Below are 20,785 nucleotides of genomic sequence, written 5' to 3'. Positions count from 1 at the left end.
CGCCAGCGGGGGCCGTATAGGGTTGGGTCATTAAGAGGAGGGATAACACATGACAGTAGGTAATGAGGATATACCAAATAAGTTCAACACAAACAATGAAGAATGGTTGAGGTCGCTAGCGGAAGGTTTGGAAAAGGCGGATCGAATCTATCTAGGAAGTGGGCATGTAGTTCAATTGGACGGTGGTAGATCAGCCGTTGTAGAAGGAGGACATATCATACAAATAACGCATGAGTTAGCACTGCAATTGAGTGAACGGCTCAGAGAGATTGCGGATGACATAAAAAAACTGGAGTAGAGAGGAAGGTGATACCCATGGCATTGACGCCAAAACAACAAAAGTTTTGTGATGAGTTCATGATCGACGGCAATGCCACGCAAGCGGCGATTCGTGCTGGTTACAGCGAGAAAACGGCGTATAGCATTGGGCAGGAAAACCTGAAGAAACCTGAAATAGAGAAGGAGATCAAGAAAAGACAGCAGAAACACGCTGAGAAGTCTGAAATGACCGCTGAGTGGGTGTTACAACAGTACAAGGACATAATCCTTAATACGAAGGTTGAAGACCCCGCTGTGGCTCGTAGTGCGTTAGACAGTGTGGCGAAACATTTGGGCATGTTCAAAGATAAGGTTGAGGTGACTGGAGGTATGCATAACACCACACAGAACATCACCGATCTATCGGCAGAAGAACGGAGGGCGAGGATAGATGAGCTTAACCGCCGCCGAGGAAATGGAACTCATAGCACTGCTTGAGGTAGAGACTAAAGAACAGGCAAAGGCTAACTATTACGACTACATCAAGTACGCTCATGATGGCCTGTACAAGGACAGTACACACGGTCGGTTCATTGCTGAAATCATTCAGGATGCGATAGACCGCAAGAAGGACATGATTGCCGGGAAGATACCTATGGAAGACCAGTACATTGGTTTATCCATCCCACCACGGCACGGCAAGTCGATGACGATAACGGAGACATTACCGAGCTTCTATTTGGGACAGTTCCCTAACGATAGAATCATCGAGGGATCATACAACACCACGTTCGCATCCAAGTTTGGTAAGAAGAACCTACAGAAGATGCGTAGGTATGGCGAAGAGCTGTTTGGGTTACAGGTTAGCCCGACAACCAAGTCATCATCCGACTGGGATATAGATGGAACGCGAGGTGGTATGATCTCACGCGGTATTCTTGCGGGTGTTACTGGTGAGGGTGCCGACCTAATGATCATTGACGACCCAATTAAAAACCGCGAAGAAGCGGATTCACAAGTGTACCGGGATAAGATGTGGAGTGAGTGGATTGATTCATTCTCTACACGTTTACATCCGGGTGCTATTTGTATTTTTATCATGACCAGGTGGCACGAAGACGACCTGATCGGCAGGCTGCAGAATCCTGAGTACGGTCAGCCCATCCCAATGAACATGATCAACTTACCTCTGGAAGCGGAGGAAGGTGACTTGCTTGGTAGGGACCCAGGAGAACCATTGTGGCCCGAGCGATACAGTTACAACTTCATAGAATCGCGTAAGAAGTACCCTTCATCATTTAATGCGTTGTACCAGGGCAGGCCAACCAGCCAAGAGGGTAACATGCTCAAACGGCAATGGTGGAAGTACTATGATGTGCTACCGCCTGTGGCCTCTAAGCTGATAAGTGTAGACGCAGCGTTTAAAGACAGTGACGACAGCGACTATGTGGTCATTCAGGTGTGGGGTAAAAATCAAGCCAATATGTACCTGATCGATCAGGTAAGAGCGAAGATGAACTTTACAGCAACAGTGAAGTCCATTATGAACATGCACACAAAGCATCCTGATGCAGCTTGGAAGCTGATTGAGGACAAGGCCAATGGATCAGCGATCATTTCAACATTGCATTCACAGATAGGCGGAATCATCCCTGTTAACCCAGAAGGCGGTAAGGTTGCCCGGGTTAACGCGGTATCTGCATTTATCGAGAGCGGGAATGTGTTTATACCACGGCAGGCTGAGTGGATACACGACTTCGTGGAAGAGGCAGCGAGCTTCCCGAATGGTAAACATGATGACCAAGTGGACGCCATGTCTCAAGCATTGCACAGATTCATCTATTTTAACGGCAACATACCTGAAAATAAACAAACCGTGACGCCGTTCCCATTCCGGACGGACACAGAAAGCACAGGAGGTGGGTATCTGGAATGGTAGACGATGCAATCAAACTGGGTGAGCTCCTGAAGCTTCCGAACCTTGAGCAAGAGACAATAACGCTAATCAACGGCAAGATGCGTGAAATGATTGGTGACATCAAGCCGCTGACACCAGCGCAAAAGGTGGAGATACAGAGTCTAATGAACGAATGGACAGGAGGTGCGATAAGTGGACAAGGAACAGACGCTGGATAAGCTGGCAGGCGAGATGCAGAAGCAGTATCAGGATGGATTGTCCTACAAACGCCGTATGCGATTCTTGGACAAATGGCCTGAGTATGAGCGGTTCAAAGCTGGAGACCAGTGGCCTGCGGCTACACAACGCACCAAACACCTGCCGCGTCCGGTGTTCAACGTCATTAAGATGATCGAGACACACAAGGTTGCCACGGTCATGAGTGAGCAGATCAAGATGGTGTACAGTGCGCAGGAGATCGTCGAGGACAATCAGATGGACGTTGATGTGGGTGAACTGTTCAGTCGCTATTCTGAGGCCACATGGGAGCGTATCAAACAAGACGAACTGAACGAGGAGGCATTGGACACTGCCGCCAACACTGGAACGTGTGTGATGCACTACTACTGGGATAACGACATGAAGGGCGGTAAACGATTCGCTTGGATTGGAGAGATGGAGGGTGAGGTTATTGATCCGATTAATGTGTTCTTTGGCAATCCTCAGCAGCGCAATGTGCAGAAGCAACCTTACATTATCATCAGCAGCCGTGATATGGTCGACAACGTTAAGGCCTATGCGAAGGCAAACGGGGTCAGTACAGCCATGCGTGCCCAGATCAAGCCCGACAAGGAGACGACAGATCAGGGGTATGACATGGCGAAGGTGGAGCTTAATGACACCAGTAAGGTGACAGTGCTCACCCGGTACTGGAAGGGCAAGGACAAGGATGGTAAGCCAGCAATCATGTTCGCCAAAACGTGTTGTGGGATCACACTTAAAAAACCCACAGCAACAGGACTTAGCCGCTATCCACTTGCAGTGATGCAGTGGGAGAGACGGAAGAAGTCCATTTTTGGCATTGGTGACACAGAGGGACTGATCCCGAACCAGAAAGCGGTCAATATGCTGGTAGCCATGCAAATCCTGTCTGTACAGCTTACGGGCTGGCCTAAGATGGTCTACAAGTCACAGGCAATCGACCCGAGCAAGGTTACTAATGCGCCGGGTGAGATGATCGAGGATCGTCTGGCGCCAGGACAGGGGGATGGCGTGAAGTACCTTAATCCGGGCACTATCAGTTCCAGTGCAGCCAACTTGGTCGAAGCTATCCTTGGCTATACACGCCAAATGACCGGAGCAGATGAGGCTGCTACAGGCTCAGCGCCATCAGCACAGCTCAATGCAACGGCAATCATGCTGCTACAAAAGGCTGCAGCAATTCCAATTGAGTCCATCAAGCGTCGTTTCTATCGTTTCATCGAGGACATTGGTCGGATCTGGGAGGACTTTTGGAAAGTGAAGTACAACCTCCCACGTCAAGTGATACTAAAGGATGATGATGGAGAAGAATATGCGGAGATGTTCAATGGATCACAGTACAAGGATATGGAATTAAATCTGAAAATTGATGTGGGGCCCAGCTCGACATACTCCGAATCCCTTGTACTTAGCAGTCTGAATGATGCACTCAACCGTGGAAACATCACGTATGAGCAGTTCTTGAAGTACGCACCGCGTAATGTCGTGCCGTTCAGAGATAGGCTCATGAAGGAAATGGAAGAGAAGAAAGGAATCGTCGGCATCATTGAACAAATGGTTGCCACCATGCAACCACAGGAACAGGAAGCATTCGCCAGCCTGAAACCTGACCAACAGTTGGTGATTGTTCAGCAACTCATGATGCAACAACAGGGTATGCAGCAATCTCCACCTATGAAAACAGAACTTCCACCGCCGATGGCACCACAGGCGATGGGCATATAAAACAACGGGCTTCTGTTGAACCCGCAGGAGACCTTTATATACAGATCTGGACCGGAAGGAGGACTACAATGCCAAGCTATTGGGATAAGGAAGGTAAACTAGTTGATTTTCGAGTATCTATAGTAGGTTCTAACGATGATGGAAGTTCACCTTCACAGATTGTAAGCTCGCAACGAACAGTAGCCTTTTTAAAAGACACGCCTATGTCCGCAAATGCACAATACACAAGCCCAACAATTGACGTGCTTAATTATACTAAATTATTCATTCGTGCTTTTGCGGACGCGAATGGCGTTTTCTCGATCCAAAGTAGTGACGATGGGATTACATGGGATATATCAGCTTCCTATAATGTAGTAGCCGGAACAGTGTTATTTGCCCCTGTTGTCAACGGACTGTTGCAACTGCAACTCAGGTATATCAGGGTGGTATACACAAATTCAACTACCGCTCAGACTATTTTTCGTTTCAGTGGATACTTGTCACCAATGTGATAAAGGGAGTGGTTAAATATGCCCACTATAAATTGTTATAAGTGTAAAAAAGACATGCTGATCGATGAGCCTGGCGGAGTAGAATATGTGACTGAAGGACTTGAGATTATATTTTCTCCAGAAGGAGAAATAGTCAGTATAGATGATTCAAAAAAGAAAATATCTCATAACGTTTGTCCGGAAAGATGAACAACGGGCTTCTGCTGAGACTGCAGGGGCCCTTTCTATATACATTATTGCTCCTACCATAGAGCAGGGAGGTTTCACAAATGAGCGAATTCGCCAGCCATAGCGAAGAAATTGCACCAGAAACACAAGAAACGGTCGAGCAAGTGGCCGAAACGCAAGTTGACACACCAACAGAAGGGCAAGAATCCCCACCACAGGAAGAGCCCAGAGGAATAAAGGTCAAGTACAACAAGGAAGAACGTTTTGTGCCAGAGGATGAGGTGCCGAATTGGGTTCAGAAAGGATTGAACTACGACAAGGTTTCTGAAAAAGCCAAAGAAGCTGAGCGCTATCAGCAAATGCTTGATCGCACAGCGAAATATTATGGGTTTGATGACCACGAAGCCTATATGGCTGCGCTTGAACAAGCTGAGATGGAGAAACGAATCCAGGAAGAGGCTGACAAGCTTGGCGTGGATGAATCGGTCATCAGAGATCACCTACAACCTTTAAACCAGAAGGTTACGGAGTATGAAAAACAACTGAATGAGTTGAAAGAAGCTGATTTAGTCCGCAAGGTCGAGTCGCAGATCCAGAGCATGGAGAACGACACGGCCAACTTCCCGGACTTTGGCAAATACAAAAACGATGTAATCAACATGGCTGCAACCAACGGCTACACGCTTGACGTTGCGTACAAGATCGTTACATACGACGAGCGCGTCAACACGGCCAGGGCGCAAGCCGAGCAAGAGGCAATACGAAAACTACAACAAAACGCGGATAGCTCAACCGGTTCTCTCGGTGCTGATGCGCCTGACCCGCAGGGTGGATACATGAGCATGACTCCTGCAGAGCGCAAGGCATTCAGAGACAGCAGGCGGGGCCGCGTAATATAAGGAGATGACTAACCATGGCAACATTAGTACAAGGTTATAACGCAACAACCGGAGTAAATGCACTGACAGCAGAACAAGCGGAGTTTTACCAGGACGAATTGCTGGAACGCTTGATTCCCGAGCTGCAATGGACGAAATTTGGTGATAAAAACAAAAACATCCCTAAACGTAAAGGTGCAACAACCAGCTTCCGCCGCCTTAACTCTTTGGCGGTAAACACTACAGCACTGACCGAGGGTGTTACTCCAGACGGTGTGAACCTGGACATTGTTAAAATCACGGCGGTCATTCAAGAGTACGGATCATGGACGAAGATTTCCGAGTTTATCGACATGACAGGGCTTGACCCGCTGCTGCAAGAAGCATCCGGTTTGATGGGGGAAAACGCTGGTGAGTCCATTGACATCATCGTACGTGACGTAGTTGCCGCAGGCACAAACGTGTTCTATGCAAACAGCAAAACTTCCCGTGCCAACTTGTTGCCAGCAGACAAGATCACAGCACTGGACATCCTGAAGGTGCGCCGGACGATGAAACGCAATAAGGTTAAGCCGATCCGCTTGCCAAACGGTGGTACTGGGTATGTGGCAATGGTTCACCCTGACGTTGCACTGGATATCATGCAGTTGCAAGAGTGGAAGGATCAGAACACGTACGTGGACACCAAGAACCGCGAGGAAGGCATTTTGGGCAAGATGTACGGTATTTACTTCATGGAGGTAGATAACGGAGTTAAATACGCTTCTGGTTCGTCTGGTGCACCTGCCGCCAACGATGCATACGCTACTATCTTCCTTGGTCGTGGTGCTTATGGTCTGCCGGACATTGAGGGTTCCATGAAACCGGAAATCATTGTGCACCCTGCTGGTTCTGGTGGCGTAGCAGACCCACTCAACCAATTCAACACAGTGGCTTGGAAATGCGCGTTTGCCGCAGTTCGTTTGCAAGAACTCGCAATCGTGCGTTACGAGTCTGGCGCAACTGTATAATACATGGAGCCTACGGGCTCCTTTTAATTTGAGGAGGAAACGATAATGGCAGCTAAAGAAACCGAGAAAACACCTGAACAAATGCAAATGGAAGAGAAAGCATATGAGCGTCAAGCAGCAGAAGCAGAGAAAAGTGTACTGGAACAGCTGAAAGCAATGAAGAAAGTCAGCATCTTAATCCCGGACGACCCTACTAATCCAGATGATAAAATTGTTCCGATTGTGTTCAATGGCGTGGTGTACACAGTTCCGCGCGGAGTATCTACAGATGTACCAGAAGCTATTGCGGAAATTTGGAAATATTCGTACGAGAAGACACGTGAGGTCAACCAACGGATCGAAAACAGCACCAAGAAGGAAATCAAAGGCATGTGACGAGGCCCCATAGGGGCTTTTTCCTGTTTGAAGGAGTGATAACAGTGAATCTACAGGAAATCCTGGATGAAATTGCAGAGAAGTACCCGCATGGCCTGTCCAATGACAGTGTAATCCGTAAGATCAACAATGTGCAGGGCGAGTTGTTTCGGACAACATACCGTATCAACACGATGTTCCAATACGATGTAACTGAAGGGATTTTCGCTTACCCGCTGCCATGTGCCAAGTCAAACGTTATTGACGTACTGGTAGGTGATGTTGAATACCTGTATCAGGACGTGAAGAAGGGTGCAAACATTCCATTCTATTACTTCACTGAGGGCGATGAACTGGGCATCTATCCAACGCCTGAGAAGGACATTGAGGGCGGTTTGATCATCTTCTACAATCGGGAGCCAGCTAAGTTGACAGCAAACAACACCAATGTCACTCCTGACTTGGATGCGGACTTCCATCAATTATTGGTGTACGGTGCGCTTGTACAAATCGCTGAGAATTTCCAAGATGTAGCGATGGTCAACAACTTTGCGTCCAGGTACAACGGATTGATAAAAGAGTTCCAGCGGGTAGATGACGAAACACCGGATTACCCTGTTATTGAAGATATCATGGGGGTGTGGCCATGAGTCAATCGAGTCAATTAATTGCAAGTCAGTACAGAAATGGAGAGTTAGTCAAGCACAGCTTTGGAGAAGCATTCTACATTGCTACAGCATACGGAGTTTTTCCAAACGGAAATGATTATACAAATGAACTACAAGCACTTGTGAACCTAGCAAATAGCGAAGGGAGATCCGCTATCTTCTTCCCAGCAGGGGAGTATCGTATCACGTATATCAATAATGATGAGAACATCTATTACTTTGGTGACAATGCTTCTTTTATAGGAGGTTATACAAGAGAGATTTCTCAGATTGGTCAGAGTAGCGGAGTTCCTGTGTTTGTCGATATTAAGAATCTCGGCGCTGTTGGCGATGGTGTGTTTGATAACACAACTATCATCCAAGAGGCTATCAATAACTCATCGTACGGTACAGTCATTTGGATTCCTGTTGGCTCTTTCAAGGTATTACAGCTGGATATCACAAACAAACAAGGTGTCTGTATCTCTGGTTATGGTGAGCTTAAAGGAAGTGCAAATACAGCTACTGTTAGCCTTAAAGGTGTTATTAATATCACTAACTCAGCTGACATCACTATCGAAAACATCAACATTAGTGGAGTATATTCAGGGGCTGATGATCGAGGGATTTGGATTGCTGACTCGCACAACGTAAACGTGCGGCAAAACAGGATAACCAACTTTAGCCAAGAGGCAATATATATATGGGGCGCTAATGATAGCGTCCAATCCACGAATCACATTTACGATAATTATATCTACAGCAACAATTTTGGCATAAAAATGGCGATCAATGCCGAGTATTACCACATCCACCGCAACAAACTTATCAATAATACATGGGGGATATACGGTGCTTTTGGTAACTGTAGATTAGACAATAACCAAATCTTGATGAATGGATACGGCGTATATTTGGATAGCAGTTTGGGGTCTAATCCAGACCATACGTCCATCAGTGGTAACGTAATAAATCATAATAAAAACATCGGTTTATACATGGCTAACCTAGTTAATGGTATGCAAGTTGTTGACAATCAGATTCTTTCAACCGTTGGTGGGTCTTGGCCAACCACAGGTTTATCACATAGCTTGGTAATGATCAACGTAAAGGACGTCCAAATGGTGGGCAATCGCATTGATGCCGCAACTGGAAGTTATATTTACGTGAATGGACATGTAGAGTGCAGATACGTTGACAATACATTCCATGGCGGGGATTTCCGAGAGATTGCTGCAGGTGGGATTAATACGTATATCGCTAATCGCTATTTATCTCCATCAACACTCACGTTACACGCATCTACACCAAAGCCGATCAGGGTCGGTGAGATTGATCAGGGGGTAAATGTCACAGATATATCTGCATCAGTTGTGCCAACGACACTGACCAAACAAAACGGATGGGTTGATGATGCGAGCTATCAGCCATTGATCGCTTGGAAGGGACCAGACGGGATTGTGCATATTCAAGGTACGGTTACAAACGGTACTGCTGGAACTGTGATAACTCAGTTACCTACCGGCCTAAGGCCAACAAAGGCAATTGACTTGTCAGGATCGGCAGGTAACGCAGGTACGTTTTCGTCTATCCGAGTATATTCCAATGGTAATGTGCAACAATTGAGCGGCGGGACTACGCTGTTATCAATCTGTGCATCGTTCAGGGCGTAGGTGATCACATGGAAAACTGGGTCAGTAACGTAAACAAGTCAAAACAGGTCGTCAATACCATAACAGGCGGTATCAATCAATCAGTAGAATCCATAGAACTCAAGGACAACCAACTGGTGTCTGCGGTCAATGTGGATTCTTTTTTATACCCTACCCTGCAAGTGGCAGATGGGCATACGTTGTTTCTCCAACACACAGGCTACATCAACCGCATATTCAAGTTCAAGGAAACTTGGTACTGCGGAAATGGTAAAGGGCTGTACAAGCGATCTGGATCATCCTGGGTGGCTGTTTATGAGTATGGTGACATCAACGAAAGCCGGTTCTGGGATGTGGCGATGTTCTTCGACGGTTCAAAGATGTACTTCGTGGACGGAGCGCTGCAGCTTAGGCAGTATGATGGCACGACACTGACCACACTCGGCAGCGCTCCGGACAATAGCTCGTTCCTGACAACGCACGCCAACCGATTCTATCTCGCTAACAAGTTTGACAACCTACTATCCTACTCCGGACTACGAGATGCAGCAGACTGGACCAGCACGAATAAGTACACGGGTACAGGTAAAATCACAGTGGAGACGGTGGACGGAGAGACACCAAGGGGTCTTACGACCTTTGCAAACCACGTCATATTGTTTAAGAAGTACTCCATGCATGAACTATTTGGCGAGGATTCAACCAACTTTCAAATGCAAAACCCATATGGTGTTGGATGCATCTCTGACAGATCAATCGTGCAGACGAACAATGCCTTGTACTGGCTGGCGTTCGATGGTGTGTATGTCTACATGGGCGGTGCAGCACCGGTTCGAATCAGCGATCCAATCCAAAATTACATTCGACAAATCAACCCAGATTTTATTCACCATTGTGTGACTGGATATGACGGAAGGTTCTTATTCCTCACACTGGTTACGGGCACATCCTCAGTGCCTACCATTACACTGAAGTACGATATTGAGCATCGTGCATGGTGGCCTATGTCTTTTGTGGCAACAGCCTATTACCTGGACAACCAGACAATGTATTTCGGTACGCTGGATGGACGAATCATGCAGCAGGGCGGCAACAACTACGCTGGTACACAGATCACATGGTCCATTGAAACCAAGCCAAGCAGCGAAGGCGACGAGACGGTTCACAAGGCCATACATCGCATTTGGGTTGTTGCTGATATAGAGTCGGGGTCAACGCTCAAAGTTGAATATGCAGGCGGCACAGAAGGCGGTGTGTGGAATCAGGTATACACTACTGCGAACGGTACCGGGCAGATACAGAGCATCAAGATTCCTGTGGTCGTGCGAACGCCTGAAACATGGTTCCGGCTGCGGCTGAGCGGCACAGGCAAAGCGAAAATACACCGGATCATCCGGGAGGTAACAAGGAGGGGTGCTTGATGGCATCATATAACTTGCCAAACGTAGACGGAATGTCTTCGCTGGAGCAGATTAAAAATGCTGTTGGGATCATGACAAAGGAACTGGGTTGGCTCTTGAGCAACTTGGATACCAAAAACATGAACGAGATCGACGGTGACATACTGGTAACGGGCACGGTCACCGCAGGTAAAATAAATGTAAATGAACTATCTGCCATCAGCGCCAATCTGGGGCACATTACAGCGGGTTTGATTGAGGCGGTACAAATCTTCGGTTCGTATATCGCTACTCGTCAGGATGACTACCCACGCTGTGAAATGAGCGCTACAGGGAATGTGTTCGGGGCGTTTAATGATGCAAACAATCATATTGATATAGAACCAAATTACGCAGGATCGCCCGCGATTTCTTTTACAGTTGCTGGTATACCACGTGGTCGAATTCATAATCTGCTAGGATACCCTATATTTGAGAGTAATTCCTCAATGGGACTTGAGTCTTCTGGAAATATTTTTGTCAATACCAATCAGATGATATTCGCTAATTGGGATAAACTTTTCGCTAGTAATCCTGGTAGAACTCTTGGTGATGAACTGAGAGAAATTTTCGACCGAATTGAGGCGTTAGAGGGCGGTTGATACAAATCGTATGAAGTTGTACGATTCACGGTCCGTGAAAGCTGTGGTATATTGGTGGAAAATGGTATAAGGGAGAAGTGACATGAAAAAGTACCTCGCCGGATTCCTTGCTGGAGTGTTATTCACCATTGCCGGAGCAGCTTTCGCGGATGATATTCAGTCTTTGATTGGTAAAAAGATTCAGGGAGAGGCAGTCGTGGAGCTGAATGGACAGGCTTTGGACACTGCAATCATCGTTGATGGTAAAAGCTACGCACCGGTTCGTGCAATCGGGGAAGCAGCCGGATACGATGTAAGTATGCAAAACAAGAAGATTATCCTAGGCGAGAAAGCGACTGCGACCACTCCTGGAAAGGGGCCGAGCGTGGAGGAACAAAAGGCGAAATTAGAAAAACGTATAGCAGATGTAAAACAGCGTATTTCTGATTCTGAAAAGCTTATCGAGGCGAGTAATTCTATAATCAACGACCCTAATAAAAACAACGCTGGTGAGGAAGAATTCCTTAAAATGCGTCAGAGGAACTTATCCGAACAACAAGCCCTACTCGCAGAGCTTGAAGCTCAATTGGCTGCGCTCAATTAATCTATGTATAAAGGGACTCCATCCGGGGTCCTTTTTCTATTGCAAAGGAGTGAGAACATGATCGAGACCACAGGTACCGTGCTATCGCAAAAGAAGAAACTGCCCACACTCGCTGCACCTGCTGCTGGTGTACAAGGGATGGCAGCGCCTAAACCCACGCCAAGTGTATCCACTCTAACCGCTCCGGGTGTCGGTAACGGCGGCGCGAACTACAACACAGGCGACCAAGCTATGAAACTGCAGATTGCACAGAATCAGGCGCGTATCAGCGGCGATGCAGGGTACAAGGACAATGAGATTTCCCGAGCGCTACAGGTGATACAGAACCGTCAGGCGCAAGGGCTGGACACATCCGCGCAGCAAAAGTACCTGACAACCAACTTGGGTTACAAAGCACCTGGAGCGGCCCCAGCAACTGCGAATACAGCCGTAGCGAGCGCCACGAGCGCTAACCCTCAAATGACCAATACTCAGCAGGGCATGGACTTACTCAGCCAAATGCGAGCTATAGCGAACCGAGAACAAACACCATTCAGTTATGATCCCAATGCTGACCCGCTATATCAAGCGGCACTCAAACGAGCGCAGGCCAACATCGATAGCGGCAACTCAGCTACTCAGGCCGAACTCAATCGCCGTGGTATCTTGAACAGCACCATTACCAGTGACCGCATGGCAGAGCTGGCAGCACAGGAAATGGGACGCGTTGAAACGGATGTTATGCCATCCCTGATGCAGCAGGCATACCAGCAGTACATGGACAACGAAGCGCTGAAACAGCAGCAGTTTGGTAATCTCGGCGCTCTGGCTCAAAGCTATCTGGGCGAGGATCAACGGCAGTTTGGTAATCGTGTGACAGAGGGTGAACTGACAGGTAATTACATGCCGGAGGGAGCGCAGAATGCAATCAACGCTATCCTGCAACTGAAGCAACAAGCCGAAACGAAAGGAATCACAGCAGCTGAACGTGCAAAATTAAGTGCACAGGCTGATGGATACCGGGCGCAATTACTATCTATGGGCATTGATCCAGCAGCATATGCGTCTGGCGTAAACTACAACACAGCTCGTACAAACAATGCTGGTATCAGAACGCTTGGTGGACAGGCAATGGATCTGAACAACAAACAGGCTAACTTGAACGCAGCTGGCGCTTATATGGATGCTACAGGCCGAGTGGTTACACCGCAGAGTGATTGGTCCGGTCTGGCCCGTCAGGCAGCGAATCCAAATGCACCACTTACGCTGGCAGGACAGAACCAAGCATTTAACCAAGGTCAGCAGCAGTGGCAAAATAACTTTGCGCTGGAACAATTCGCTTACCAAAAAGCACGTGACGCCGTGGCAGATAGCCAGTGGAGCCAGCAGTTCAATCAGAATGCTACTCAATTCGGCCTGAACTACGCGCTGCAGCAGTTACAACAACAGGACGATAGCGCCTACCGCAACGCAATGTTGAGCATCAATCAAGACGAAAACTCTCGTGCATGGCTGGGACTCCAGAATGCGCCAGCAGCAGAGTATAACGGTATGAATGCTAACCAGGTATTGAGTGCATTGCAGTCTCAGTACATTGATCCGACCACAGAGAAGTATGCGCCGCCGAAAGACGCAGCAACCAGAGAACAGATTTATCAGCAAGTAGCTGCATACGGTTTACCTCCGGGCCAGGATGATCAAGTTATGCTGTCCATGGGATTGACCGCAAAAGAGATTCAGGATTTTGACAAAAAGTACATCCAACCAACAACCGGCACGGGAGCGGCAGCAGCGGGAAAGTAGCTGGCCTCACAGCTCCCACGGCTGGTGGGGCCAAACTAAACGCTAAGCTGGGTGGTGCATTACAAGGTAAAGGCGGAGCATTCGAAGCAGCTGGCAAAAAGTACGGCATTGATCCTGCGCTATTGGCAGCTATCGCAATGCATGAAACGGGTAACGGAACCAGTAATGCGATCAAAACAAAGAACAATGTTGGCGGCATGATGACGAAAAAAGGTCTGATGACATTTGGTAGCGTTGATGAGGGAATCGACAAGATGGCATCAAATTTAAAACGTCTTTATTTCGACCAGGGATTGACGACTATTGAACAAATCCAGAAAAAGTATGCTCCTGTTGGCGCATCCAACGATCCTACAGGACTCAATAAAAACTGGGTCAATGGCGTAACCAAATACTACAAATCGTTAGGAGGGTAGGCGTATGGCGACAAGGCTTGAACAATTCTCAGAAGAACAACGAAAAAAGGCGTTACAGATCAGAGATTCCGCACTGAACGGTACGCTCAATTCACAACAACCAAGTGCGCCGATTAACCCTCGGACACAGGCGGTACAGAACTATTTCGCCAATCAGAAATCAATGAACGAGCTGAAATCAGCCTTGCCGCCTGCGTTAACTCAACCCGGTTCAGACATTTACATGAACTCAACGCTGGGCAGATCCCTTGCAGGTAGCCCGAGCGATATCCAAACGTACCAGCAAGCGACAGGCATCAACCCAACGCCTATTCCCCCGCAGCCGAGTCAGTATGAGATCAACAAGCAAAAGATTGCTGATAGTGCTTCGAAAAATAAATTTGTTGCCAACGTCATTGCTCCGTTCTCCAACTTTATGAATGACCTCACCTACGGAAATCCTGTGGGTGGGTTTATCACTCGTGCAGTGGGAACAGGCGGCGGCATGCTGCTGGGCACACCATCCATGGCTCCAGGATCAACAGGGAATGCTACAGCTGACCGGGTAGCCGATATCACGGGTATCGCAGGCGGCGTGATTGGCGCAGGGTTTAACCCATCTGGTGGAGGTAACTTGATTACAGCCCCATGGAGAGCGGCGAACGGACTGCTGGCAACACGTGGAGGTAATGCTGTGGCGAATATGGTTGGTGGAGGCATTAACAAAGTATTGCCACGTCTGAGTCCTACAACAGCAACGAGAGTGGCAGAAACAGCTTTGCGCGGCGCAGGTACGGGCGCACTGAGTAATACGGCAATGGGATTGATCCAAGGCCAGAACAGCAATAGCGATATCGTGAGAAACGCCGCATTAGGTGCTGGATTGGGTGCTGGTGGTGACTTGCTCATTGCAGGGATCGGTGCTGGTCTACGTAATGCACTGACCAAACTTAAGGGTAACAATGGTGTACGTCAGGCAGAAGAAATACTGGCATTACCACTTGGTCGTGGTGACGAACGATTAAACGCCGCAACCAGACGCGGTCAGACAACCGCTGGACGCGATCCGATTATCAACTCCACAGATTGGACACCTGAACCTTTGGGTCTTCCTGCTGGGCAAATGAGTGGGCCTACAATGGGACGTATCGCACGAACGCCAAATATATACCGCCAGAAATTTGAAAACCTGATGCGTGTAGCCAACGAGACACCATTTACCCCAGGTAGAGAGGCAGAGGAACTTGAGGGGTTATGGGCATCGATGGCGGATCGTACTGATCCAGGGCTATCAGAGTTGATTGATCGAGCATACGCCACTACCAAGCGTGAGATCACGCCTGATCTGATGCAACGTGCACGGTCTAACCAAGCGCAACGCGATGTATACGGCGTGCCCCTGCCAGTCAAGAGTCTGGAAGATCGAATGGCACGCCCTACTGTTGCAGAAAATGCAAAAGTCACGCAAGAACGATTGACGTTTGATCGTCCTACTCGTAAAGGAGAGACTGAAGTTATTAATCCAGAAGGGCGTCAGGCTGCTAATCCACGTACAGAAGCTGTTCGTAAGTATCAGACTGAACAGTCCACGTCCTCAAAGAGCACTGAAACATCAAACGATATCAAAGATATAAAAAATGCGCTGTCTGGAAAAGGGTTCATTGATAGCATTTATGAATCTCTCTGGCAGAAGGTGCAAAAGGGAGACGTTTTAGAAAATGGATCTCCCTCTGCACTATTGCAGGTCGCTAAAGCAGTACGGTCGGAAGGGGGCCTGAAAGACATTAACTCCTTTAAGCGACTTGCTCTTGATGTGGATGCTATTCGCAGTAAAGGGATAGGGGGCGCAGATTATCAAAAATCATTAAAAGCAATTGTTCAAAAGTATGTGCAATCTGCTTCTGATGACTTTTTAAGAAGACGACCTGGACGTGAATTTGAATCACCATCGGCCGCTCAACGTACGCCTGAAACGATACCTGCACCAGAACCGGATGCACCGTTGAATTACCAAGAGGATTATCAATCCGCATCCAATGCAGCCAAACAGAACTGGTTTACCAATCTTTTCGGTAATCAGGGCGTAGGGATCTCGCCCTTTGGGAGTAATCGCAGACAAGGTGTAAATCCAATCAGCACAGAGGATCAAATTGTTGGGAATCGAATTAGACGGGACACGGAAGGTACAATTGCAGAAGGTAAGGCGGCGGCTCGGGCTGCTTATCAAAACGCAGTAGATTACTTGTCTCCATTAAAGAATATCAGCAAGAAAGCGTATGAACAGTCTATTGATGCGAATAGGGCAAACAACATTGCCAACACGATTATCAATGATAAGTTTGTAGACCCACAGGGACGTATCATAGGTGAGAGTTTGCAAGAGATATTCAACAAGGTTCCGCGCGGACAATCTAAACGGTTCGTTGACTACCTTATCCAACGACACGCATACACACGCATGCGTCGCGGTGAGCGCGTGTACGCCGAGAATCTGAAGATGACACCGCAAAAAATCAAACGCCAAATGGAGCAAACAGAAATTCGTAATCCAGAGTTTGAGAGTATTGCGGCAGACTGGGATCGGTTCAATGAAAACTTGCTTAAGGTATATGGTGTAGACGAAGGATTGATTTCTTCGAAGTCGTTCAATTCAATGCGCGAGAGTAATCCAAACTATGCGCCAATGCAACGACAATTCAAACTGTCAGAGAAGTTTTCACAACCATTCACCATGAAGCAAGGCAATGCGTTCAGTGGTCAGAAAGCGCCGATTAAGCAGGTGAGTCCAACCGGTTCCGTGCGAAACATCGTAGATCCACGCCGCACAATCATCGAATCAACTGGCGCGTGGGTTAATGCTTCTCTTCGAAACCGTGTCATGCAGTCATTGGTGGATGCTGTCCGGCGTGATCCAGCTGCATTTAAAGGTGTGGCCGAGATTGTTCAGGCGCCAAAAGGACAACCTAATCTTAAGCAAGTGCTGTCCGAAGGCGACCAACTGGACTTTATGGACATGTTAAATGACGACTTTAATAAACTGTTCAATCGCACACGCCTTGATCAAGATAACGTAATCAGAGCCATGTATAAAGGTGAACCAGTGTACTTGCGAATCCATGATCCAGAAGCAGTTAAGGCTTTGTCTGGTATGGGTACTGAAACATCAAACATAGTTCTGGATGCCATCGGAAAACTTAGTACAGCGACAAAGTATTCTGCTACAGGCCCATTTGCACCAATGTTTGCAATTAAGGGTTTCATTATGGATACACCCCAGGCGTTAATCCAGTCCAAGAATCCTGCTATGCACATGGTTGACTTGGGGCATGCGTTGATTAGTTCGATTGCAGACACTCTACCAAAAGGAACTCCTGGTGTTGAAAAAATTAGAGCTCTGGCACAAGAATACCGACGTGTTGGTGGGGGATATTCGGCAATCTTGCGCGGTGATCGCGGTTTAAAAAGGGGTGTTTCTAAACTTAATCGCGATCCACTACTGTCTCCGAAAAATGTTGCAAAGACCGCTGGCAAGGCTGTTGCAACACCGTTTAAAGCTTTATCTAAATTCGGAGATATGGGCGAGAACTTGAACCGGATGGCTGCATATCAAGGCGAACTTCGCCGCCGTGGGTTTGATCGTAGTCCCGACAATGTCACAGCGGCCTTGAACGAATCTCGCGAGATCACGACCAACTTTAGCAGACGCGGTAACCTTGCCACGCAGGTAGAAAAGTTTGTCCCATATTCCAATGCAGCGATGCAGGGGTTGCGCCGTTTTGTTGTACAGTGGAAACAAAACCCTGTGAAGACAATGGCTTTGGTCGGAGGCACCATTCTGCTACCAAAAGCACTCGAATTGATGTCGCACTATGATGATCCAGATTACCAGAACATCCCTGCTCGGGAAAAATACCGTAACCTGATCTTAGGTAAAACAGAAGATGGTAAGTTCAACAAGGTTCCTATCCCGATGGAATATGGAGCAATGGGCGGCCTGTTTGCTGATATTTTGGAATCTGTTTATCTGGATGATCCGCAAGCATTTAAAGGTTCTGCAGAAGCACTAGTGAACGCATTCCTACCACCACAACTTTCAGGCCCGCTAGCACCACTTGCAAGGGGAGAAGGATTGGAACAGATGATTGTCGGTGGCCTTAATTCAACTGTAGCCGCGCCATTCGTAGCAACTGCCGCAAACATTGACTACGCTGGGCGTCCGATTGAATCACGGGCACTCGAAGGTAATTCGCCAGTTAACCGGTACGATGAACGTACATCTAAAGTGGCAATTGAGATTGCGAAGTACACCAATATGTCACCGAAAAAAATAGATTACCTGATTCGTTCATATGGTGGTGACCCGGCTAGGTTGTTGTTACCTCTGACCTCAGAAGTTGGACAGGGCGACGTAAAAGGAACGTTACTAAAGAACTTTATTGTCGATCCGCAGTATTCAAACACATTGTCAACGGACTATTACAAGTACAAAGAGAAGCTTGCTCAGACTGAGAAGGACGCGAAGGATGGCAAGGCTGATCTTCCGTCTTGGTACAGATCTGATCTAGCTAAAATGATCACAACCACACGAGCGGGATCATACAATAAGCGTCTTTCTTTGCTGAGTCAACAAAAGAGAGAGATTCAAGCGAATAAAGAACTGACAGCGAAACAGAAGACGGATCAGTTACGTGATATCCAGTTTAAAATCAACGATATTTATATGACAGTAAATCAGGCAATGGAAGACGCAGGAATTCCTTTGAATTAGCACTGTATTTCCGTGTTATATGTGGTAAAATGATAGAGTATAGCGGTAGCACCGCATACACCCTAAAAAGGACTCTGGGAAAGCATCCCGGGTCCTTTTGTCATTGAGGTGACGATATGATTGAAATGGATGAGGACGAGTATCAGGAGTCGGCAGTATCTGACGACACCCTGCATCTCGTTTCTTTATTTTGCGGCCCAGAAATAAGAGATAAACTGCTCTATCGGAGAGTGGACGATGCTATACGACTTCGCAATAGAAATTGCACAATCAATAGTGAAAAACGGCCTCACGCTATCGACAGCGGGAACGGTCGTTTTTTTGATTCTCAAGCAACGCCGTATGAAAGCGCGTCTGAAGAGATTCATACCGTGGATGTTCCAAGATGACTCAGAGGTTAAGCCATTCGTTCATAACCAGATGATCATCATGAAAAATCAAGAAATCATTATGAAGGGACTTGGTCTGGAGCCATGTGTGATTATTTTGAACGAAAAACGGCCGGAATCAGTCAGCAGCTTAAACAGATATTACTTATCATCCTGGGCGATCACTACCTATGCCCAGCTTGCAAACAAATACACCATACGGAGGTACTTAAAGATGGCCAAGAAACGAATCGTCATTGACGCCGGACACGGCGCACAGGACCCGGGAGCAATCGGGCCTACAGGCAAACGGGAGAAAGATTTCAACCTGACGATGGCGATCAAGCTGGATGCACTGCTGCAAGCAAACCCCAACCTGCAGGTGAGCCTGACCCGCAGCACGGACGTGTTCTTGGAGCTACGTCAGCGCGTGAAAATCGCTAATGATCAGCCGGCTGACCTGTTTATCTCCATCCATGCAAACTCTTCGACATCTTCCACAGCAAATGGGACGGAAACATACTTTAGTCGCTCAACAAGTGCGCCTTTAGCTGGAGTAATACAGCGCCACATGCAAGCAGCAACTGGATTTAAAGACCGAGGTGCAAGGTACGGAAGTTTCCAAGTTATCCGTGATACGAAAATGGATGCGGTGCTGCTGGAGGTTGGCTTTATCTCGAATCCGGCCGAGGAACAGAAGCTATTCGACAACGACTTTCAGGATCGTGTCGCACTGGCGGTAGCGAAGGGGATCTGCGAATACCTTGGCGTACCGTTTGAAACAGAGAAGCCAGCTGCGCCTGCTCCATACCCTGAAATGACCGTAACCGTGCATACCGCTGCTGGATCAACGTACACCGGGTACAACATCAAAGGCATTACATGGGTGCCATCCAGACCAATCGGTGAGCTGCTGGGCGGTCGGATCGGGTACACCAAGTCCAAGGTAACCATCAATGGCGAACCGGTTGAGACGCAGAATATTAACGGCGTGGGTTATGTGACAGCTCGGGACCTGACGAAGCAGCTGGGCGCACGTATCTTCTGGGATAAGGCAGAACCAACACGAGTCGAAATTTACCCTCAATAAAGGAGAGATTAATATGATGAAAGATATTTTGGAGCAAGCGCAGCCGTATCTGGCAACGATTGTATTGGCCCTGATTGCATGGGCAACTACAGTTATTACGGGAGCCATCAAGAAGGCACAGAAGAAAGCAGAAGCCTATTACAACGCACATACCAACGAGAAAGATCGCGAGTTTTTGCACAAGATTGGTAAGGAAGCATTTGCATGGGCAGAGGCGTTATACAAGGAATATGAGGGTGACGTTAAGCTAAACAAAGCATATGAATACGCAAGTGATCGTTTGAAGTCGGTAGGAATTGATGTATCCGGTGATGAAATACGAGCATCCATTGAAAAAGCCGTTGTAGATCACAACGCGAAAAAGGCTGGTGGCAAGGTTGCCAGCTAAAAGGAGAGGCCCTGCTATCGCGGCAG

General features: G+C 47.6%; 21 protein-coding genes. All 21 read left to right on the top strand.

What is annotated here, in order from left to right; translation table 11 throughout:
• Positions 1-49: 49 nt before the first annotated feature.
• Positions 50-298: a hypothetical protein gene (locus IEW26_RS04140; protein WP_188591334.1), complete on the top strand. Its 249-nt coding sequence runs from the start codon at positions 50-52 to the stop codon at positions 296-298.
• Between the two features lie 17 nt (positions 299-315).
• Complete coding sequence (locus IEW26_RS04135) at positions 316-756, top strand: terminase small subunit (RefSeq protein WP_188591333.1); 441 nt, start codon at positions 316-318, stop codon at positions 754-756.
• Positions 710-2,197: a phage terminase large subunit gene (terL, locus tag IEW26_RS04130; RefSeq protein ID WP_229729638.1), complete on the top strand. Its 1,488-nt coding sequence runs from the start codon at positions 710-712 to the stop codon at positions 2,195-2,197. The genes IEW26_RS04135 and terL overlap by 47 nt, the downstream gene beginning before the upstream one ends.
• On the top strand, positions 2,191-2,394 hold the full coding sequence (locus tag IEW26_RS04125; RefSeq protein WP_188591332.1) for a hypothetical protein: 204 nt from the start codon (positions 2,191-2,193) through the stop codon (positions 2,392-2,394). Before terL ends, IEW26_RS04125 begins: the two co-directional genes overlap by 7 nt.
• Positions 2,369-4,141 carry a hypothetical protein gene (locus IEW26_RS04120; RefSeq protein WP_188591331.1) on the top strand — a complete coding sequence of 591 codons (1,773 nt, stop codon included), beginning with the start codon at positions 2,369-2,371 and terminating at the stop codon, positions 4,139-4,141. Before IEW26_RS04125 ends, IEW26_RS04120 begins: the two co-directional genes overlap by 26 nt.
• Before the next feature lie 68 nt (positions 4,142-4,209).
• Positions 4,210-4,635, top strand: coding sequence for a hypothetical protein (locus tag IEW26_RS04115; protein WP_188591330.1), 426 nt, complete (start codon positions 4,210-4,212; stop codon positions 4,633-4,635).
• A gap of 18 nt (positions 4,636-4,653) precedes the next feature.
• Positions 4,654-4,824 (top strand): hypothetical protein, encoded by a 171-nt coding sequence (locus tag IEW26_RS04110; protein WP_188591329.1) that lies wholly within the window; start codon positions 4,654-4,656, stop codon positions 4,822-4,824.
• A gap of 80 nt (positions 4,825-4,904) precedes the next feature.
• Positions 4,905-5,702 (top strand): hypothetical protein, encoded by a 798-nt coding sequence (locus IEW26_RS04105; protein ID WP_188591328.1) that lies wholly within the window; start codon positions 4,905-4,907, stop codon positions 5,700-5,702.
• Positions 5,703-5,716: 14 nt separating this feature from the next.
• Positions 5,717-6,691: a N4-gp56 family major capsid protein gene (locus tag IEW26_RS04100; RefSeq protein ID WP_188591327.1), complete on the top strand. Its 975-nt coding sequence runs from the start codon at positions 5,717-5,719 to the stop codon at positions 6,689-6,691.
• A gap of 45 nt (positions 6,692-6,736) precedes the next feature.
• Complete coding sequence (locus tag IEW26_RS04095) at positions 6,737-7,066, top strand: hypothetical protein (RefSeq protein ID WP_188591326.1); 330 nt, start codon at positions 6,737-6,739, stop codon at positions 7,064-7,066.
• 44 nt (positions 7,067-7,110) lie between these two features.
• Positions 7,111-7,695, top strand: coding sequence for a phage adaptor protein (locus IEW26_RS04090; protein WP_188591325.1), 585 nt, complete (start codon positions 7,111-7,113; stop codon positions 7,693-7,695).
• Positions 7,692-9,365, top strand: coding sequence for a right-handed parallel beta-helix repeat-containing protein (locus tag IEW26_RS04085; protein WP_188591324.1), 1,674 nt, complete (start codon positions 7,692-7,694; stop codon positions 9,363-9,365). The genes IEW26_RS04090 and IEW26_RS04085 overlap by 4 nt, the downstream gene beginning before the upstream one ends.
• 8 nt (positions 9,366-9,373) lie before the next feature.
• Positions 9,374-10,765, top strand: a complete 1,392-nt coding sequence (locus IEW26_RS04080) for a hypothetical protein (protein ID WP_188591323.1) — start codon at positions 9,374-9,376, stop codon at positions 10,763-10,765.
• On the top strand, positions 10,765-11,385 hold the full coding sequence (locus IEW26_RS04075) for a hypothetical protein (RefSeq protein ID WP_188591322.1): 621 nt from the start codon (positions 10,765-10,767) through the stop codon (positions 11,383-11,385). Before IEW26_RS04080 ends, IEW26_RS04075 begins: the two co-directional genes overlap by 1 nt.
• 82 nt (positions 11,386-11,467) lie before the next feature.
• Positions 11,468-11,968 (top strand): stalk domain-containing protein, encoded by a 501-nt coding sequence (locus IEW26_RS04070; RefSeq protein WP_188591321.1) that lies wholly within the window; start codon positions 11,468-11,470, stop codon positions 11,966-11,968.
• A gap of 57 nt (positions 11,969-12,025) precedes the next feature.
• On the top strand, positions 12,026-13,750 hold the full coding sequence (locus IEW26_RS04065; protein WP_188591320.1) for a hypothetical protein: 1,725 nt from the start codon (positions 12,026-12,028) through the stop codon (positions 13,748-13,750).
• Positions 13,751-13,797: 47 nt separating this feature from the next.
• The gene (locus tag IEW26_RS04060; RefSeq protein ID WP_188591676.1) at positions 13,798-14,166 is read left to right on the top strand and encodes a glucosaminidase domain-containing protein; all 369 of its coding nucleotides are present in this window, start codon (positions 13,798-13,800) and stop codon (positions 14,164-14,166) included.
• A 4-nt stretch (positions 14,167-14,170) separates the two neighbouring features.
• On the top strand, positions 14,171-18,913 hold the full coding sequence (locus IEW26_RS04055) for an LPD38 domain-containing protein (RefSeq protein WP_188591319.1): 4,743 nt from the start codon (positions 14,171-14,173) through the stop codon (positions 18,911-18,913).
• A 116-nt stretch (positions 18,914-19,029) separates the two neighbouring features.
• A complete protein-coding gene (locus IEW26_RS30230) occupies positions 19,030-19,302 on the top strand; it encodes a hypothetical protein (RefSeq protein ID WP_229729637.1) in 273 nt (90 codons plus the stop codon).
• Positions 19,303-19,516: 214 nt separating this feature from the next.
• A complete protein-coding gene (locus IEW26_RS04050; protein WP_229729636.1) occupies positions 19,517-20,371 on the top strand; it encodes an N-acetylmuramoyl-L-alanine amidase in 855 nt (284 codons plus the stop codon).
• Between the two features lie 13 nt (positions 20,372-20,384).
• Positions 20,385-20,759, top strand: a complete 375-nt coding sequence (locus IEW26_RS04045) for a phage holin (protein WP_188591317.1) — start codon at positions 20,385-20,387, stop codon at positions 20,757-20,759.
• The last annotated feature ends 26 nt before the right edge of the window (positions 20,760-20,785 follow it).

Origin of the sequence: Paenibacillus silvae (assembly GCF_014639235.1) — a bacterium.
In the GTDB taxonomy this organism is placed as follows: domain Bacteria; phylum Bacillota; class Bacilli; order Paenibacillales; family Paenibacillaceae; genus Paenibacillus; species Paenibacillus silvae.
This window is presented reverse-complemented; position numbering and strand designations above follow the sequence as displayed.

Excerpts from the sequence above, each read along its gene's own strand:
- IEW26_RS04140 (WP_188591334.1), top strand. The coding sequence starts at position 50 with ATGACAGTAGGTAATGAGGATATACCAAATAAGTTCAACACAAACAAT.
- IEW26_RS04135 (WP_188591333.1), top strand. The coding sequence starts at position 316 with ATGGCATTGACGCCAAAACAACAAAAGTTTTGTGATGAGTTCATGATC.
- terL (WP_229729638.1), top strand. The coding sequence starts at position 710 with ATGAGCTTAACCGCCGCCGAGGAAATGGAACTCATAGCACTGCTTGAG.
- IEW26_RS04125 (WP_188591332.1), top strand. The coding sequence starts at position 2,191 with ATGGTAGACGATGCAATCAAACTGGGTGAGCTCCTGAAGCTTCCGAAC.
- IEW26_RS04115 (WP_188591330.1), top strand. The coding sequence starts at position 4,210 with ATGCCAAGCTATTGGGATAAGGAAGGTAAACTAGTTGATTTTCGAGTA.
- IEW26_RS04110 (WP_188591329.1), top strand. The coding sequence starts at position 4,654 with ATGCCCACTATAAATTGTTATAAGTGTAAAAAAGACATGCTGATCGAT.
- IEW26_RS04105 (WP_188591328.1), top strand. The coding sequence starts at position 4,905 with ATGAGCGAATTCGCCAGCCATAGCGAAGAAATTGCACCAGAAACACAA.
- IEW26_RS04100 (WP_188591327.1), top strand. The coding sequence starts at position 5,717 with ATGGCAACATTAGTACAAGGTTATAACGCAACAACCGGAGTAAATGCA.
- IEW26_RS04095 (WP_188591326.1), top strand. The coding sequence starts at position 6,737 with ATGGCAGCTAAAGAAACCGAGAAAACACCTGAACAAATGCAAATGGAA.
- IEW26_RS04085 (WP_188591324.1), top strand. The coding sequence starts at position 7,692 with ATGAGTCAATCGAGTCAATTAATTGCAAGTCAGTACAGAAATGGAGAG.
- IEW26_RS04080 (WP_188591323.1), top strand. The coding sequence starts at position 9,374 with ATGGAAAACTGGGTCAGTAACGTAAACAAGTCAAAACAGGTCGTCAAT.
- IEW26_RS04075 (WP_188591322.1), top strand. The coding sequence starts at position 10,765 with ATGGCATCATATAACTTGCCAAACGTAGACGGAATGTCTTCGCTGGAG.
- IEW26_RS04070 (WP_188591321.1), top strand. The coding sequence starts at position 11,468 with ATGAAAAAGTACCTCGCCGGATTCCTTGCTGGAGTGTTATTCACCATT.
- IEW26_RS04065 (WP_188591320.1), top strand. The coding sequence starts at position 12,026 with ATGATCGAGACCACAGGTACCGTGCTATCGCAAAAGAAGAAACTGCCC.
- IEW26_RS04055 (WP_188591319.1), top strand. The coding sequence starts at position 14,171 with ATGGCGACAAGGCTTGAACAATTCTCAGAAGAACAACGAAAAAAGGCG.
- IEW26_RS30230 (WP_229729637.1), top strand. The coding sequence starts at position 19,030 with ATGATTGAAATGGATGAGGACGAGTATCAGGAGTCGGCAGTATCTGAC.
- IEW26_RS04050 (WP_229729636.1), top strand. The coding sequence starts at position 19,517 with ATGGCCAAGAAACGAATCGTCATTGACGCCGGACACGGCGCACAGGAC.
- IEW26_RS04045 (WP_188591317.1), top strand. The coding sequence starts at position 20,385 with ATGATGAAAGATATTTTGGAGCAAGCGCAGCCGTATCTGGCAACGATT.